This is a genomic window from Stieleria mannarensis, from assembly GCF_014154935.1.
Taxonomy (GTDB): domain Bacteria; phylum Planctomycetota; class Planctomycetia; order Pirellulales; family Pirellulaceae; genus Stieleria; species Stieleria mannarensis.
Genome location: NZ_JACEHH010000002.1, coordinates 253,659 through 269,996, shown reverse-complemented (window position 1 = coordinate 269,996; position 16,338 = coordinate 253,659). Strand labels below are relative to the sequence as shown.

Here is a 16,338-nt window from a genome sequence, read left to right as displayed (position 1 = left end):
GCTTTGCCGCACCGCTTGTTTCACCCATGCGTGGCATGCTGATTCTGTCCTCACCGTTTGAATGCCCCTACCGGACCGACCTGTCAAAATGAACGCCTCCGCTGATTCTCCCGCAACCTATTTCGTCACCGGCTGTGCCGGGTTTATCGCCAACCGTGTCGCCGGCTTGCTTCTCGAAGCCGGACACCGCGTCGTCGGCGTGGACAACGTGAACGATTATTACGACACCTCATTGAAGGAGCATCGCCTGGAACAACTCCGGTCGGATCGGTTCACGTTCCATCGTGTCGACATCGAAGATCAAAACGCGTTGGCCGAGTTGTTTGACGCCGATCAATTCGACGCGGTGTTCAATCTCGCGGCTCGAGCTGGCGTGCGATACAGCATGGAGAACCCGCACATCTACCTGACCACCAACTCGCTGGGCAGTTTGAATCTGTTGCACCAGATGCGACGGACGGGGGTCAAGAAATACGTGCTCGCATCGACGTCCTCGTTGTATGCCGGCCAGCCGATGCCGTTCAACGAGTCGCTGCCGGTCAACACGCCGATCTCCCCTTACGCGGCCAGCAAGAAGGGTGCCGAAGTGATGGCGTACAGCCATCATCACCTGTATCAAATCGATGTCTCGATCTGCCGCTACTTCACCGTCTATGGACCGGCCGGGCGACCGGACATGTCGATTTTCCGATTCATTCGCTGGATCGACGACGGCGTTCCGATTCAATTGTTCGGTGACGGAGAACAGTCACGAGATTTCACCTACGTCGATGACATCGCCAGGGGCACGATTCTGGCGGCCAAGCCGGTCGGATACGAAATCATCAATTTGGGCGGGGGCGGGACGCCGGTTTCGCTTAATACTTTGATCGGGATGCTCGAAGACCGGCTCGGCAAGAAGGCGGTGATCGAACACCTCCCCTTCCATCAGGCGGATATGATGACGACGAGCGCCGATATCACCAAAGCCGGCGAGCTGTTGGGGTGGAAACCTCAGATTTCGTTGGAACAAGGATTGGACGAATCGGTTCGCTGGTACCAGAGTAATAAACCGTGGTCAAAAGAGATCGCGTTGCCCTGATTTTTTCAACGCACTCCGACCTCCAGTCCATCACCGTCTCAAGCTCCCGTGCCCAAAGAACGTCGCCGTATCGTTTTCTTGAACCGGTCCTATTGGCCGGATATCGAGGCGACCGGTCAGTTGCTGACCGATCTGTGCGTTGGGCTGGCGGACCGATTCGATGTGCATGTGGTTTGCGGCCAGCCCAACAGCCCCGAAGCAGACAGTCCGTACTTGCATGCCGGTGCGGAATCGCGCGACGGGGTCACCATCCATCGCCTGACGCATTACCAATTCGCCAAAAAAAACCCGTTCGGCCGGATTCTCAATCTGCTCTCGTTCTACTTCTCCGCCCGCCGCTTTCTTCGCCGAGTCGAGTGGGGAGCCGATGTGGTGGTCAGCGAGACCGATCCATTCCTGATGCCGATCGCGGGGGCGGAATTCGCCAAACGGGTCGGAGCCGAGCATTGTGTTTACCTGCAAGACATCTACCCCGATGTCGCCGAAGCGGTCGGCAAGGTGAGGGTACCGTTTGTCGCACCGTTGCTGAGACGAAAACTGCGCGTGGCCTACAAGAATGCGTCACGAATCATCGTGCTCGGACGGTGCATGCGGAAACGTTTGGCCAATCCGCCTTGGGGGATCCATCGCGATCGCATTGAAATCGTTCCCAACTGGTCGGATTGCCAACAAATCGCGCCGATCGCTCACCGCGAAAATGAATTTCGCAACCGTCACGGTCTCTCCGACGCCTTTGTGGTGATGCATTCGGGCAACATGGGGCTGACGCAACGATTGGAAATGCTGATCAGCGCCGCCGCCCAACCGCACTGGCCCGAGCGTGCGAAGTTGTTGTTGGTGGGCAATGGGGCCTCACGTGACAAGTTGCTCGAACACACCGCCCGCTTGAACCTGCCGGCCGGCCGCGTCGAGTTTGTTTATTATCAGCCGCGCAATCAATTGGCCGAAAGTTTGTCAGCGGCCGATCTTCACGTCGTGTCGATGCACGAGAACGTGACCGGTTGCTTGTGCCCGAGCAAGTTGTACGGGATCATGGCCGCCGGCCGCAGTGTGCTGGCGATCGCAGATCCGCAAACCGATCTGTGCCAAACGATCCTGGAACGCGACATCGGTTGGTGTGTCCGGCCGGGTTCGGCCAACGCCATCGCTGACGCGGTGGCTGAAGCGGAGGCGGAATCGCGTCGTGCGTCCACCAGCGACTTCGTCAACCGCCAGCGTCGTTCAAGGCACGCCGCGATCCGCGACTTCGATCGACCGGTGATCGTCAAACGATTCGCCCAAATCCTTTCCAGCATCCTGTCCGACCATGCCGTCGACCTGGCCAATCATGATCTTCACGATGCCTCGATCTCCCAGAAATACAGCGCGTCGGATTCCGGGATCGCGCTGACCCTTTGATTACTGCCTCTTTGATTGCTGCCCCACTGAAAGTCAGTCAACCCTCTATGTCAACGGCGCTCATCACCGGGATTACCGGCCAAGACGGCTCTTATCTGACCGAACTGCTGATCGAAAAAGGCTACACGGTCCACGGGATCGTGCGGCGCAGCAGCATCACCGCCCGCGGTCGATTGGATCAGCTTTTTCACCAGCAAGACATCTACAACAAGCGGTTGTTTTTGCACTATGCCGATCTGAGCGACGTGACGACCATTCGCCGGATCCTGCTCAAAGCCGCTCCCGACGAACTTTATCATTTGGCCGGCCAAAGTCACGTCGGGGCGAGTTTCGAGATCCCCGAGACGACGTGTGAATTCACCGCCATGGGAACGCTTCGCCTGTTGGAAATCCTGCGCGATCTGGACAAGAAACCCAAGTTCCTGCAGATCAGCAGCAGCGAGATCTTTGGCCGGCCCGAGCAGGCGCCCCAGAACGAAGCGACGCCGATGCGCCCGGTCACCCCGTACGGGATCGCCAAAGCGTTTGCCACCCAGATGGTCACGCTCTACCGTGAATCCTTCGGCTTATTCGCCTGTAACGCGATCTGTTACAACCACGAATCGCCTCGCCGCGGAGAATCGTTCGTGACCCGCAAGATCACCCGCGCCGCCGCGGCGATTTCCATGGGGCTTGAGAAAACGGTCTCGCTCGGGTCTCTGGACGGGCGCCGTGACTGGGGCTATGCCCCCGAATATGTCGATGCCATGTGGCGGATGTTACAGCAACCCGCCGCGGATGACTTTGTCGTCGCGACCGGGACCGCACACAGCGTCAAGGATTTCCTGGCCGCGTCGTTTGATGCGGTCGGATTGCACTGGGAAGATCACGTGACACAAGACCCTCGCTACATGCGTCCGAGTGAAGGCACGCATCTGGTCGGCGACCCCGCCAAGGCGGCCCGAGTGCTGCAGTGGAAAGCCGAAACCCAATTGCCCAAGCTGGCCGAAATCATGGTCCGCAGCGACCTTGATGCGTTGGCAACCACGCCGCATCGTTCTGAAACCTGAACCGATTGTCTTCGCGTCACCGTCTTTCGGAATCGCTTTATTGGATCGCCGCGATTGCGTTGGCGATCACGCCGGGAATCATCGCCAGCGATTTCGGCGGCATCCTGCCATGGACCAAGTACACCTCCGCGGTCGCAATTGCGTCGGCTTGTTCGCTCGCCCTGATCGCCCGATTCGCTTCGATCGGCTGTCCCGGCGAGAGTCGGCTGGCGCCCCGAGCCTTTGCGGCGTCCGGGTTGTTGTTGGCAGGTTTGATCTTCGCTTGGTTACAAACCGTGCCGCTCCCCTCCGGTGTGGTCGTTTGGCTCAGCCCGGCAAGCTATTCCGCCTACATCACCTGGACCGGCCAGATCATCAACATCGATCCAACGCAGTCGATTCCGATTTCGCTGGCCCCGTTCGATTCGCGCCATGCGCTCGCATGCATGACGATCACGCTGCTGATCTCCTTTTTTGCGGTTCTGGTTTTTCAGCATCGCGGACGGATAATCTTCCTGTTGTCGGCGATCGCATTGGGGGCTTGCTCGGTCGCGTTGATCGGGCTTGGGCGGAGACTGTTCCCCGACTTTCAATTGTGGAGCTTTCGCAGCGGGGGCGAAGGGGCACCGTTCGGCACGTTTCTGAACCGAAACAACGCGGCCTTGGCGATCAATGTCGGGATCGCGACGGCGTTGGGATTGCTCGTCTATCGCACCACTGCACTGGCGCACCAGCGCGACGCCTCGTCGGCGACGGAATCGGGCCGCGGACGTACGAATTTGAAAGGGCTATGGTGGCGCGATCCGCTGTTGGTCGGCTCGCTCGTCACGTTGTGTGTTTGTCTGATCGGCGTGTTGGGCTGTGGGTCTCGCGGCGGATTGTTGGCGATGTTGGTTGCGGCGATTGCGACGACGGTTTTAACGCGTCGCAAGATCGCGCGATTGGGCGTCATTTTCGCAGCGATCGCGGTGGTCGCGTTGATCGCCGTTGTGCTCTTGAGGACCGGATCGGTCGGCCAACAGACACTTCGCGAAGATACGATCGGGCAAATCGGCGCAACGGTTTCTGCCGGCAGCGACCGATTGTCCGGCGACACCCGTTTGGCTCATTGGCCCGACGGACTTCGTACCGCATGGGAACACTTCCCCGGTGGCAGCGGGCTGGCGTCCTACGGCTACGCGTATTTGCCCTGGCAGCAGACCAGTCCCTGGCGTCATTGTTTGCACGCCGACAACCTGTGGCTGGAAATGCTGGTCGAACTCGGACTCGGTGGGCTGATTTTGGCGGGCCTTGCCGCAGGGGTGATGGTCACAAGTCTGAAACGTTTACAGCGATCGTCCGATCCGATCGACCATGGTCTGTGGGTTTGCGGGTGTTTTCTCAGCATCGTGATCGCCGTCAGCCAGATGTTCGATTTCGGTTTGATTCTGCCCGCCAATCTGATCGCGGTCGCGACGATTCTGCCGCTGATCATCGCGAGGTCGTCGCTGGTGGTTGTGGCGGCAAACCAGAGCGAACAAGTCGAATCCGGCAAACGCGGCAAACCCAAGCTGCAGTTGCTCGCGTCTGGCCCGTGGTGGCGTTCGCCGACGCCGATGCGGCAGCGGGTGATCCAAACCGCTTGTGCGATCGGGCTGCTGGGCGTTGCGGCCATCGCGATCGCTCGGCTTCGACTCGACTGTGCGGTCGATTTCGCGGTGCGAACCGCGGAGATTCAGCTGGAGGAAAATCAGAGGGACCGAGCGTGGCTCGACTCATTCGCGGCCGATTGCCGAACGTTGGCCGACCGGCACCCACACCCGGACCTGCTGGACCTGCTCACTCGACTCGAATTTCAACGCGGCCGACTGTTGGAGCTACAGGCTATGAATGTGGCGCGGCTGCCCGAAACGCATCAAGCGGCGGCGTACGCATTGACGTCACGGGGGCGACGAAGACTCAGCTGGCGGGCGTCGGATCCCGCGCTGTCGACAAACGTGACCGATGCCGGCAAACCGGTTCCCGCGCTGCCCTTGGATGCTCGGTTCCGACGACCGGATTCGCCCTACGTCAGCGCCCTGCGGTTGGCAGAAGATTCCCTGCGGCGGCGACCACTGGCGATGTCCCCGCGGGTCGACCAGGTCTACTTGGAGTTTGTTCACCAGACGCCCTCACGCACCAAAGCTGCGATTGAGCAGTCCGCCGCCTTGTTTCGCAACACCCCTGAACTGCAACTTCGATTGGGGGCATTGGCGGCCAACCACGGAGATTACGACACTGCGACAGAGGCCTGGAAACGTGCCGCGACGCTCGATCAACGGATGGTCACCCGCGTCCTCGGGCGATCCCTGCGTCTGCCCGATTTTCCTATCCGAGACGTGATCCCCGACATCCCCGATCGCAAAGCGAAAGCGGAACAGTTCCTGAATTGAAATGCGACTCCCCTGGAAACAAGTACAAGGTTGATGACGAAAATCCTATCCGTTGTCGGTGCACGACCGAATTTTATGAAGATCGCGCCGATCATGCGTGCCTTGGATGCCTATGGCAGCGACGTCCAACAAACGCTCGTCCACACCGGCCAGCACTTTGACGAAAAGATGTCGGACGTGTTCTTCCGCGAGCTCGAATTACCCAAACCCGATGAACATTTAGGGGTCTCCGGTGGTTCGCATGCGGTCCAGACGGCGCGAATCATGTTGGAATTTGAACCCGTGATCCTGAAACATCGACCGGACTGGCTGGTGGTCGTCGGTGACGTGAATTCGACCGTCGCGTGTTCGCTGGTGGCGTCAAAAATCGGCGTGCCGATCGCTCACGTGGAAGCAGGGTTGCGGTCGCGTGACAACACGATGCCGGAGGAGATCAATCGCAAGGTGACCGATGCGATCTCGGATCTGCTGTTGACCCCATCGCCCGACGGGGATGCGAATTTGATCGCCGAGGGCGTTCCGGCGGATCGAATTCATTGTGTGGGCAATGTGATGATCGATTCGCTGATCCGTGCCTTGCCCAAGATCGAACAGAGTGAGATTCTGTCGACGCTGGGGCTGACGGCGGGCGATTTCGTCTTGGCGACCTTGCACCGGCCGAGCAACGTAGATGATCCGCGGATGTTGGGCGAGTTGATTGCGGCGCTCAACGAAGTTGCCGCGACCCTTCCGGTCGTTTTTCCCGTGCACCCGAGAACTCGGTCGCGATTGCAAACCGAAGGCATCGAGTTGGCCGACGGCATCCGGATGGTCGACCCGCTGGGTTACTTCGATTTCATGGGGCTGATGCGATCGGCCAAGGTCGTCATGACCGATTCCGGAGGCGTGCAAGAAGAAACGACCTACCTGGGCGTGACCTGTTTGACGGTGCGGCCCAACACCGAACGCCCGATCACGATCAGCGAGGGCACCAACCGACTGGTCCAACCGGGAAAAGACACCCTGCTTGCGGCGTGGAACGAGGTCCAGGCCGACCCGCCGAAACGCAATTGCCCCAAGCTGTGGGACGGCAAAGCCGCCGAGCGAATCGCGGCAAGGTTGATGCGTGCGTAGGGCTCGGGCGATCGAGTTCGAACTCTTTCGATTGAACCACTATTTCCAATGCGACTGCTAGTCAACACTCTTTCGATCGGGTCCATGAGCGGCAACCACGTCGTTTACGGGTTCCTGCGTCCCTACGCGCTTCAGACTTTGCCGGACCACGAGTTGGTCGTCTTGCACTACGACGACAATCCGCCGCCGCAGGAGTTGATCCAGCTTGGGACGCAATGCATTGCTATTTCGACTCGATACCGGCATTGGGCGAAGCGAGCATGGTGGGAGGCGACCTGTTTGCCGAGAGTCATCCGCGATGATGGTGCCGATCTGATGCTGAATGTCTCTGGTGCACTGGCGCCGCGTTGCCCCGTTCCGCAGGTAGTGCTTTGTCAGAATCCATGGTGCTACCGGCCGATCGTCCATCGTAGCTTTTCAGAACGGTTCAAGGCACGGATGCAGCGAATCGGATACGGGCAAGCGTTCTCACAAGCGGCGTTGATGATCTATATCTCGGGGCATTTGCGGGAGCTTTATCGAAATGGCAATCCGGGCCGCGAGGAAGCCGCCAGCGAAATCGCCTATGTCGGACTCAATGATGCCACCTACAGGGCCGCCGAGCAATTCAAGGATCTCGAACGTGATCCCTTTTCGATCCTCTCGGTTTCGGCGATGGCCAGTTGGAAAGGCGCTCACACTCTGGTCGACGCGGTCGGATTGTTGCGAAAACGAGACGTTCCGGCAACGCTTCGCTTGGTGGGGCCTTGGCCCGATGCCAATTACGAACGTCAGATTCGCGAGCAAGTCCGATCGAAGCGACTCGATGACGCCGTCGAGATTCTCGGCCGGGTCAGTGACGAAGAGCTTCATCGCCAATACGCAATCAACAAGGTTTTCGCGTTGATGAGTCACTGCGAGTCCTACGGGATCCCGTCTGCCGAAGCGATGGCGTTCGGGACACCGGTGGTGAGCACCGACTGCTGCGCGATCTCGGAAATCTGCGGGCCCGCCGGTCTGTTCGGTCCGGTGGAAGACCCGTCCTGGACGGCCGACGCATTGGAATCGCTGCTCGATGACCAGACCCGATGGAAACAGTTGAGCGAGAAAGCGAGAGAGCGAGCGTCGGGTTTGACTTGGGGAAACTGTGTTCAACCCTTGCTGAGTCTCCCGAACCTGATCTGACGTAGAGCTCCAACGCAACTCACGTTCCAATGAATACAACGGCACCGGACACAAGAGCGTCCACGGTCATCGAACCACCCTCCGGTTGGTTCTCATTAGACTTGGCAGAGGTGTGGCGATACCGCGACCTACTCTTATTGCTGACAATGCGTGACATTTCGGCACGATTCCGTCAGAGCGTCATCGGATACGGATGGGCGATCTTTCGACCGTTGCTGACCGCCGCCATTTTCACCTTGGTCTTCAGCATTTTTGTCAGAATCGAAACGGATGTCCCTTATCCGATCTTCGCGTTCGCCGGATTAATGCCATGGATGTACTTCTCTAGCTCCCTGATCGGGGTCACGACGAGTGTCGTCGATGGCAGTGCGTTGTTGACGAAGGTCTATTTCCCGCGTTTGGTGTTGCCGCTCGCTAAAGTGGCCGTGGGTTTGGTCGAGCTGGCGCTCCAATTCGTCGTTTTGATCGGACTGATGGTTCTGTACCGCTATACGCCGGGGCCGGAGCTATTGTTGCTGCCGCTGTTCATTTTGATCATGGTGGTGACGGCGTTGGCATTCGGCATTTGGATGACCGCATTAAATGTGAAATTCCGTGACATTGCGATGGCAGTACCTTTTCTTGTTCAGATCTGGATGTATCTGTGTCCGATCGTCTATCCGATCGATCTGGTTCCGCAGCAGTACCGCACGCTCTATGCACTGAATCCGATGGTCGGCGTGATCGAAGGATTCCGATGGGCGTTGCTCGGCAGCGTGCAGCCGAATTGGGGCACGATGGGTATCTCGATGCTCGTCTTGCTCGTCGTGCTCGTTTCGGGGGTGGCCTATTTCCGAAAAGTTGAAACGACGTTTGCCGACATCATTTGAGGACATTGGGAAGAACCATTGATTCCGTGAGCGATTCCATTCAGATTGACGGGCTAAGCAAACGGTACCAGTTGGGATTGACGCATGCGCGAAGCGTGCGCGATCTCGCGAACCGATTGGCGGGGCGACTGATCGGGAAGGGCGGTTGGAAAGATGGCGGGAGCATGATCGCCGAACCTGACCGCGTCGAGGATGGACACTTTTGGGCTTTGCGCGACATCAATTTCCGCGTCGGGCAGGGCGAAGTCGTTGGCGTGATCGGAAAAAATGGTGCCGGGAAGAGTACACTTCTGAAGTTGCTCAGCCGCATCACGTATCCGACCGAAGGTCGGGTGGAGCTTTTCGGCCGCGTGGCTAGTCTGCTTGAGGTGGGGACGGGGTTCCATCCCGAATTGACCGGACGCGAGAACGTTTTCCTGAACGGAACCATTTTAGGGATGACCCGACGCGAGGTCCGCGAACAGCTCGATGCGATCGTGGAGTTCGCGGGGGTGGAGAAATTCCTGGACACTCCGGTCAAGCGTTACAGTAGCGGCATGAAGGTGCGGCTGGGATTCGCCGTCGCCGCACACCTGGATCCGGAAATCCTGATCGTCGACGAGGTGTTGGCGGTCGGCGACATCGAGTTTCAAAAACGCTGCCTGGGCAAAATGAAATCGGTCGCCGAATCCGGAAAGACCGTGCTATTTGTCAGCCACAACCTCGCTTCGATCCGTAGCCTGACCACGCGCACCGTCGTGTTGTCGCACGGTCGGCTGATTTTTGACGGACCGACTCAACAAGGTGTCACAAAGTATGTCGAGGAAAACCTGATCGGAGAAGACTCCGACGTGTCGATCGCCGATGCCCCACGAGCCTTCAGCGGACTGGACCAAAAACTGCGATTCACCGATCTGCGATTGGCCGGGCTTGATGAGTCCGGTTGTCTGCCAATGACAGGTGAGTTCGCAATGGAGGCAGCCATCACAGCCCATGACGATTGTGAGAAACTTCAAGTCGCAATCACCGTCATGACCGATGACAAGACGCCCGTCGGCAGCACTTTCAGTGAGATCCTGCCGGCACCCGAAAAGGGGCAAACGAAGACGTACCCGTTGGTCAGTCATTTCAACCTGGCTCCGGGCCGATACCACTGTGCGATCTCGATTACCGACTTCCGATCGGCTGCAACCCGATTGCACGATTCACTGAGTGATGTGTTGCCCTTTGGCGTCGGAATCGGGGCGCTTTCAGGTTCGGGAGGGCCGGCTCATTGGAACCCGGCTTGGGGAATGGTCCAGCTGCAACAATTGAATCAGGTTCGGTCTGACGCCGTGCACTCATGCGAAGAATGATCTTAAACACATTGCGATACGCCGGGTGGGACGTCCGACGGATCAGCGCGCTACCGGCAATCAAGAAAGCGGAGCAAGAAGCAAGAAGCCTCGAAAAGTGGAGATTCTTGCAGCGATACAACGCACAGACCATTCTCGATATCGGCGCCAATGTGGGCCAGTTTGCTCGGATCGCTCGCCATTGGAATTCGGATGCACTTCTGGTCTCGTTCGAGCCGCTTGCCGATTGCGCCGATGTACTGGAAAAACTCTCCGCTGAGTTGGCGCCGCATCGCTTGATTCGGACGGCCCTCGGAAGCAGCACCGGCAAATCCCAGATCCACCACAATCAGTCCTCGCCCAGTAGTTCCCTATTGGAAATGAATTCGTTGCATCGAGAGGAACTGCCGCACACTTCCGAGTCATGGGTCGAGACGATCGAGATTCAGCGGTTGGACGATGTCTTTGCCGAACCGCTCGAGCCACCGGTTTTCGTAAAGATTGATGTTCAAGGATTTGAACGTGAAGTGATCGAGGGCGGAGCTGAAACCATCGCCAATGCGGAGGCGGTCGTCATGGAAGTCTCGTTGCAGTCGCTCTACAAGGATGCGCCGACCTTCGATGAACTGTACGGACGGATGAGAACGATGGGCTTTCACTACCGAGGCAATGTTGATCAATGGGTCAGTAGGGCCGATGGGCGGATCCTGCAGTGCGATTGTCTGTTCGAAAGATGAGTTGCGGTTGCCGCCGTGGGGCGAAATCGCCCCAGCCGATGACAGTTGCGATCTGAGCGGATCATGGATTCAACCACACTATTGACGTCCAGTGCGCCTGGCACGCCGGGTGTCGGTGGCGTCTTGATTCAGGCCATGCTCGGTTGCGAAGACGTGCAACCGGTCAGGATTGCGTCCATCCTGGCCCCCGCCGTTCGTGAATCGGTGACGAAAACGCACACTTCCTCCGTGACGTTTTTTGACCCGGTCGACGAATTCTACGATCCTATCCACAAGGGGATCGCCGGGACCATCAAGAGGCTTCGACGCCGGCAGACGGTCTATGATCGAGCCATCGAAGTCTTGGCGGAGAGATTGCGTCAATACCTGAATCAGAATCCCCCCGAGCAACTCTGGCTGATCCTCAACAGCCTGGCGACGATCGATGTCGCGACCGCGTTGTTGCCGGCGATACGGTGTCGGCTTCTGGTCCAGGTTTGGGACGACGCAGAGCATTTGTGTTTGCAGCGGAATTGTGATCGCCTCACGCGACGCCGCACTGTCGGTCGATTCCGGAGACTTCTGGCGCGGGCGGACCGAACCGCCGTCATCTGTGAACAGATGCGAGAAGCCTATCGGCCCCACGTCAAGAATTCGCCGATCGTCATTCGTCTTGGCGTAGATACAGAGGCGTTGCAACCGCGGTGGGCGCCGAGCCATCCATCGGAATTCCGGATCGGGCTGTCGGGATCCATGTATTGTCATCACGAATGGCGCATTCTTCAACAGTGCTGTGACAATCTTGGATGGACGATCGATGGCAAACGGATCGTGCTGGTGGTCGTCGGAGGGCGCATCGAATTTCGGTCGCGATCCAACGCCGAATGTCGGTTCTACGGCTGGCGACCACCCGAAGAGACACACGAGATCATGTCCAGTTGTGACGTGCTCTATTTGCCACAGTCCTCCGCACCTGAAAACGATCCGCTGACACGTTTGTCCTTTCCGACAAAATTAAGCAGTTACGTCGCAACGGGGCGACCGATTCTGGTCCAGGCTCCGAGAAAGGGCTCACTGCGACCGTTTTGTGAAACACACCATTTCGGCGCCGTGTGTGACGCCGACGATCTCGGTGCGATCGAGAGGTCGCTGCGATTGCTGGCGACGGATAAGTCGTTTCGTGTCGACCAGGCAGAAGCGTCATGCCGTGTGGCCCGCGAAGTACTGACAGCCCGGGCCTTCGCTGCGGGGGTCCGATCACTGTTGGGGATTCCGAGGTCGGAGTCCGATGAACCTTTGCGGATTGCCGGCGAGTCCGAAGGATTCAGTCCGGCCGGACCCGGCGGATCAAGACATTGAATCGACGCATCCTCTTGTTCATGGCGACGCGATCTCCGGTCGGTGGGGTCGCGACGTGGCTGGACCGATTTTGTCGACACATGGATGATCAGGGGTGGAAGACGACGGTGGCCCTGGTCCGCGGTCAGCGTGAGCATGATCCGGCTCGGTTTCGAAAGTTTCATTCGAATCTCAATACGGTCCAGGTCGACGGTCGTGGACTCGATCGAGAAGGCCGGATCCGAGCTTGTCGACGGGCGATCCGCAAGGCCAACCCCATTGCCGTGTTGCCTTTGGGGGTGCTCGACGCCAACGCATCGGTTGTTCGAGAAAAGGTGGCTGGGCGGGCAGTCCATCTGATTGGGCGGGCGCAGGGAAACTTGCCCGCAATGCTTGCCGACTTGCAAGACCTCCGCGACGGATTGGATCATGTGGTTTGTGTCGGAGCAATGACGCGTCGGTACCTTATCCGCTACGCCGGTTTCGAGTCCGAACGTGTCACACATGTGCCCAATGGGGCCTCGCGGGCGACGACCGAACGTCGTCCTCGAACCGACGGCCCCATTCGCTTGGGATATGTCGGCCGTCTGAGTATCGAAGACAAACGCGTTTTGGACATTCCGATTCTCTGCCGCCATCTCGTCGGTCGCGGCGTTCCCTTTCACCTGACCATTGTCGGATCCGGTCCTGCAGAGAAGCCACTTCGAGACCAATTAGCGGAATTTGGCGATCGTGTGCGGATGGTCGGATTCAAGAATAGCGAGCAGGTCTATTCAGAATACTTGCCAGATTTTGACCTGCTGCTTCTGTTTTCCTCCTCCGAGACATTCGGGGTGGCTCTCGCAGAAGCGATGATGAACGGCGTTGTTCCGGTCACTTCACGCTATCTCGGATTTGAATCGGAGCGTTTGGTCGTCGATGGCAAGCACGGGTTGTCGTATCCCGTCGGAGAAATGAGCGCGGCCGCCGACGCGATCGAGAAACTGACACGTTCGCCTCAGCTGATGAAATCCCTATCTCTGGCTGGAAAGCGGCACGCGGAAGAACAATACAGTTGGGATGTGTGCCAGCGCCAATGGCTCGCATTGATCGAACGTGTCACCGCGGAACACCCGATCACACCGGGAAAAGACCTTTGCCAATCCCGCAACGACGACTCAGGACGCTTGGACCGATGGGGGATTCCGCCCGCATGGGTCGACACCGTTCGGCAACTTCGGCGGCGGATGATCCGATCCGGTTGGCAGGATGGAGTCGAATGGCCGCTCTTTCATCGGACGCATTCGCCGGAGCGACTCGCAGAGATCGACCGGAGCTGTCGAGCGATCGAAACCGAACAGCGTTCGCAATCTTCGGAAATCAAACAAACTGCCGGCAAGCGATGAAAACGTATCGTCTGCTAATCGTTTCACGTTGCAGCAATCCGCACGGAGGCGCGGATCGCATCATCGCGGATCTGTGTCGAAATCTGCCCCACCATGGTTGGGAGGTCACGCTAGGATTGACCAAGGGTGCGTCCTTTAACGATCCGGAAGGCTACCGTTCGGTGTATCCCGATTTGCCAATCGTGGAAATCGACGGGACGCTGGGAACTCGATCGAGTCGTTTGACGGCGATTAAGAAGGTTATCGATGAAGTTCGGCCCGATGTCGTTCTTTCGATGCGAGTCTTTGATGCCTATGAAGTTGTCGCGAAGGAAAAACAGAATCGCGGCATCAGACTGGTCGTCGGGGTCCGGGCGTTCGAGGATGACTATTTGAGTGACGTGAAACGATACCGAGATCATATTGACGGGTGCGTCACTTCGGGAAAACTGGTTGCGGAGGCTTGCTGTCGATTTGCAAACTTGGAACGGCAGCGCGTCATCAGTATCGCCGGAGGTGTCCACGCTCCCGAGTGTGCGGTTTCTCGGCAGCCGATCGTCGGCCGACCGGTGAGGCTCCTGTATGCCGGACGGATAGAAAAAGAGCAGAAGCGGTGCCAGGATCTCCCCCTGCTGTTGGCCGAACTCGAGCGCCGGTCGATCGAGTTCGAATTGGATGTGGCCGGAACAGGTCCGTCAGAGTCGGAACTACGAAATCAGCTATCACAATTCGGAGATCGACATGCGATCCGGTTTCATGGGTGGGTCGATCGAGAAACGCTCTATCGCGATCAGTACCGGAAAGCCGATTTGTTTGTCCATTTTGCGGCATGGGAGGGCGTCACGATCGCGCCGCGTGAAGCGATGGCACACGGCTGCGTTCCGGTCATCTCCCGGTTCCCAGGATTGGTGACGGAAGGACAATTTGTTGATGAAACCAACTGTCTGACGTTTCCGGTGGGCGACCCGGTCGCGGCGGCCGGGTGTGTCGAGCGATTGGTCGGGGAACCGGAGTTGATCACTCGGCTTTCGGAGCAAGCAAAGAGGTCCCAATCCGGTTGCTATTCGTTTGACGGTTCGATTGTCGCTTGGGACGCAGCATTTCGAAGCTGGCTCGATGCTCCCATGCGCTCCGGCGTGGTCCCGGTGATCAATGAAAAGTTGCCTGGCAGATTGACGGACCTCGGAGTGCCGGCTTCCGTGCAAAACACATTTCGCAAGTGGGCCGGTCGACCGGTGCGGCATCGAAGTCCGGGCAGCGAGTGGCCGACTTCGAGCGGTTTATTAACCGATGACGAATCTCGTCAAATCGATCAGATTCGGTCCGAAGCGATAGGGACGGCCACGTGACGGACCGATTGCAAAGCATCGATATTCTTCGAGGGATTGCGATTCTGGCAGTGTTGGCGATTCACATGCCGCATGATGCACCCGGGGGATTCCGGGAAAACATCTGGTTTTTTCCTTCACAGTTGATGAATTACGGCTATTTCGGAGTCCACCTGTTCGTCTTGCTGTCGGGCTACTGCATCCATCGCCGTTCCGCGATGAAAAAATTTGACACGGGGAAATGGGAACTCAATTGGCTTCAGTTCTGGCGTCGTCGGTTTTGGCGACTCTATCCACCCTATGTGACGGCGATGGTGGTCAGCCTGTTTGCCGCGGCATGGTTGCACGATGAGTTTGCGATCGACCGCCAAGCGATCGTCACGGACATCGCCTTGCATCTGTTGATGTTGCACAATCTGACCGCAGACTTTGGGACGTCCCTCGGCAATGGCGCCTTCTGGTCTCTCGGTATGGAGGAACAACTGTACGCCGGGTATTTTCTCTTGATCCGTATGATCCGACGCGACAACTGGAGACTCGCCCTGGCTGTTGCCGGGGCGACGACGTTGGCGTGGCGGTGCGTCATGCCCTTTGTCCCTTGGGTCGAAGTCGGCACAATCGAAATCGGAAAATGGTACCTCTGGCCGATGATGTTTTGGCTGCACTGGACGCTCGGTGCTCTTGCGGTCGATGCCTCGTGCGGAAACATCACACTTGGTCGATGGACGCGGTCCCTTCCAGTCGCTTGCGGTTTCCTGTTGATCGCTCTGTTGGCTAATCGGAATTTCGCGGAACTGTTGCAGACCGCGGGGCATGGAGCTTTTCTCGACCCGATCGACGCTCGGATTCAAGAGAGCATTTCGTGGTTGGGTGAGCTGTTCGCGGCGGGTGGCTTTTTCTGTCTGATGAATTGGATGCTTGCGGCCGAAAACACTTTCGTCACTGACAATCCGATCTCGAAGAACGTCGCTTCGTTGGGACGGATTTCCTATTCCGTTTACCTGGTACACGTTCCCGTGATGTACGTGGTCAGCACCCACGAAAGTTTGCCGCCGAGTGGGATCAATTGGCTGTTGCGAGTGCTACTGTACTTAGCGCTTTCCATCGGTTTCGGAGCCCTTTTCTTCAATGCAGTCGAGCGGTGGTTTCTGGGTGGGCGGATGCCACGATTAAAGCCGTCGCCGTCGATCCGGGCAACGTGATGCGTTCAATGCA

At 58.1% G+C, this 16,338-nt stretch carries 13 protein-coding genes; all 13 read left to right on the top strand.

Annotated elements, in window-relative coordinates; genetic code table 11:
* The first annotated feature begins 88 nt into the window (after positions 1 to 88).
* The 13 genes from H1B37_RS02345 (at position 89) to H1B37_RS02285 (ending at position 16,325) form a co-directional block, all read left to right on the top strand.
* The gene (locus H1B37_RS02345) at positions 89 to 1,081 is read left to right on the top strand and encodes an NAD-dependent epimerase/dehydratase family protein (RefSeq protein ID WP_182864996.1); all 993 of its coding nucleotides are present in this window, start codon (positions 89 to 91) and stop codon (positions 1,079 to 1,081) included.
* Positions 1,082 to 1,129: 48 nt separating this feature from the next.
* On the top strand, positions 1,130 to 2,479 hold the full coding sequence (locus H1B37_RS02340) for a glycosyltransferase family 4 protein (protein ID WP_182864995.1): 1,350 nt from the start codon (positions 1,130 to 1,132) through the stop codon (positions 2,477 to 2,479).
* A gap of 47 nt (positions 2,480 to 2,526) precedes the next feature.
* On the top strand, positions 2,527 to 3,528 hold the full coding sequence (locus tag H1B37_RS02335) for a GDP-mannose 4,6-dehydratase (RefSeq protein WP_182864994.1): 1,002 nt from the start codon (positions 2,527 to 2,529) through the stop codon (positions 3,526 to 3,528).
* A 5-nt stretch (positions 3,529 to 3,533) separates the two neighbouring features.
* Positions 3,534 to 5,918, top strand: a complete 2,385-nt coding sequence (locus H1B37_RS02330; RefSeq protein WP_182864993.1) for an O-antigen ligase family protein — start codon at positions 3,534 to 3,536, stop codon at positions 5,916 to 5,918.
* Positions 5,919 to 5,951: 33 nt separating this feature from the next.
* Positions 5,952 to 7,031, top strand: coding sequence for a non-hydrolyzing UDP-N-acetylglucosamine 2-epimerase (wecB, locus tag H1B37_RS02325; protein WP_182864992.1), 1,080 nt, complete (start codon positions 5,952 to 5,954; stop codon positions 7,029 to 7,031).
* Between the two features lie 84 nt (positions 7,032 to 7,115).
* Positions 7,116 to 8,195: a glycosyltransferase family 4 protein gene (locus H1B37_RS02320; RefSeq protein WP_182864991.1), complete on the top strand. Its 1,080-nt coding sequence runs from the start codon at positions 7,116 to 7,118 to the stop codon at positions 8,193 to 8,195.
* Between the two features lie 29 nt (positions 8,196 to 8,224).
* The gene (locus tag H1B37_RS02315; protein ID WP_182864990.1) at positions 8,225 to 9,064 is read left to right on the top strand and encodes an ABC transporter permease; all 840 of its coding nucleotides are present in this window, start codon (positions 8,225 to 8,227) and stop codon (positions 9,062 to 9,064) included.
* Between the two features lie 164 nt (positions 9,065 to 9,228).
* Positions 9,229 to 10,398, top strand: a complete 1,170-nt coding sequence (locus H1B37_RS02310) for an ABC transporter ATP-binding protein (protein WP_220497990.1) — start codon at positions 9,229 to 9,231, stop codon at positions 10,396 to 10,398.
* Complete coding sequence (locus H1B37_RS02305; RefSeq protein WP_182864988.1) at positions 10,395 to 11,114, top strand: FkbM family methyltransferase; 720 nt, start codon at positions 10,395 to 10,397, stop codon at positions 11,112 to 11,114. The genes H1B37_RS02310 and H1B37_RS02305 overlap by 4 nt, the downstream gene beginning before the upstream one ends.
* A 63-nt stretch (positions 11,115 to 11,177) precedes the next feature.
* Positions 11,178 to 12,452 carry a glycosyltransferase family protein gene (locus H1B37_RS02300; RefSeq protein ID WP_182864987.1) on the top strand — a complete coding sequence of 425 codons (1,275 nt, stop codon included), beginning with the start codon at positions 11,178 to 11,180 and terminating at the stop codon, positions 12,450 to 12,452.
* The gene (locus H1B37_RS02295) at positions 12,449 to 13,816 is read left to right on the top strand and encodes a glycosyltransferase family 4 protein (RefSeq protein WP_182864986.1); all 1,368 of its coding nucleotides are present in this window, start codon (positions 12,449 to 12,451) and stop codon (positions 13,814 to 13,816) included. Before H1B37_RS02300 ends, H1B37_RS02295 begins: the two co-directional genes overlap by 4 nt.
* On the top strand, positions 13,813 to 15,144 hold the full coding sequence (locus H1B37_RS02290; protein WP_182864985.1) for a glycosyltransferase family 4 protein: 1,332 nt from the start codon (positions 13,813 to 13,815) through the stop codon (positions 15,142 to 15,144). Before H1B37_RS02295 ends, H1B37_RS02290 begins: the two co-directional genes overlap by 4 nt.
* Positions 15,141 to 16,325, top strand: coding sequence for an acyltransferase family protein (locus H1B37_RS02285; RefSeq protein ID WP_182864984.1), 1,185 nt, complete (start codon positions 15,141 to 15,143; stop codon positions 16,323 to 16,325). The genes H1B37_RS02290 and H1B37_RS02285 overlap by 4 nt, the downstream gene beginning before the upstream one ends.
* Positions 16,326 to 16,338 lie beyond the last annotated feature (13 nt).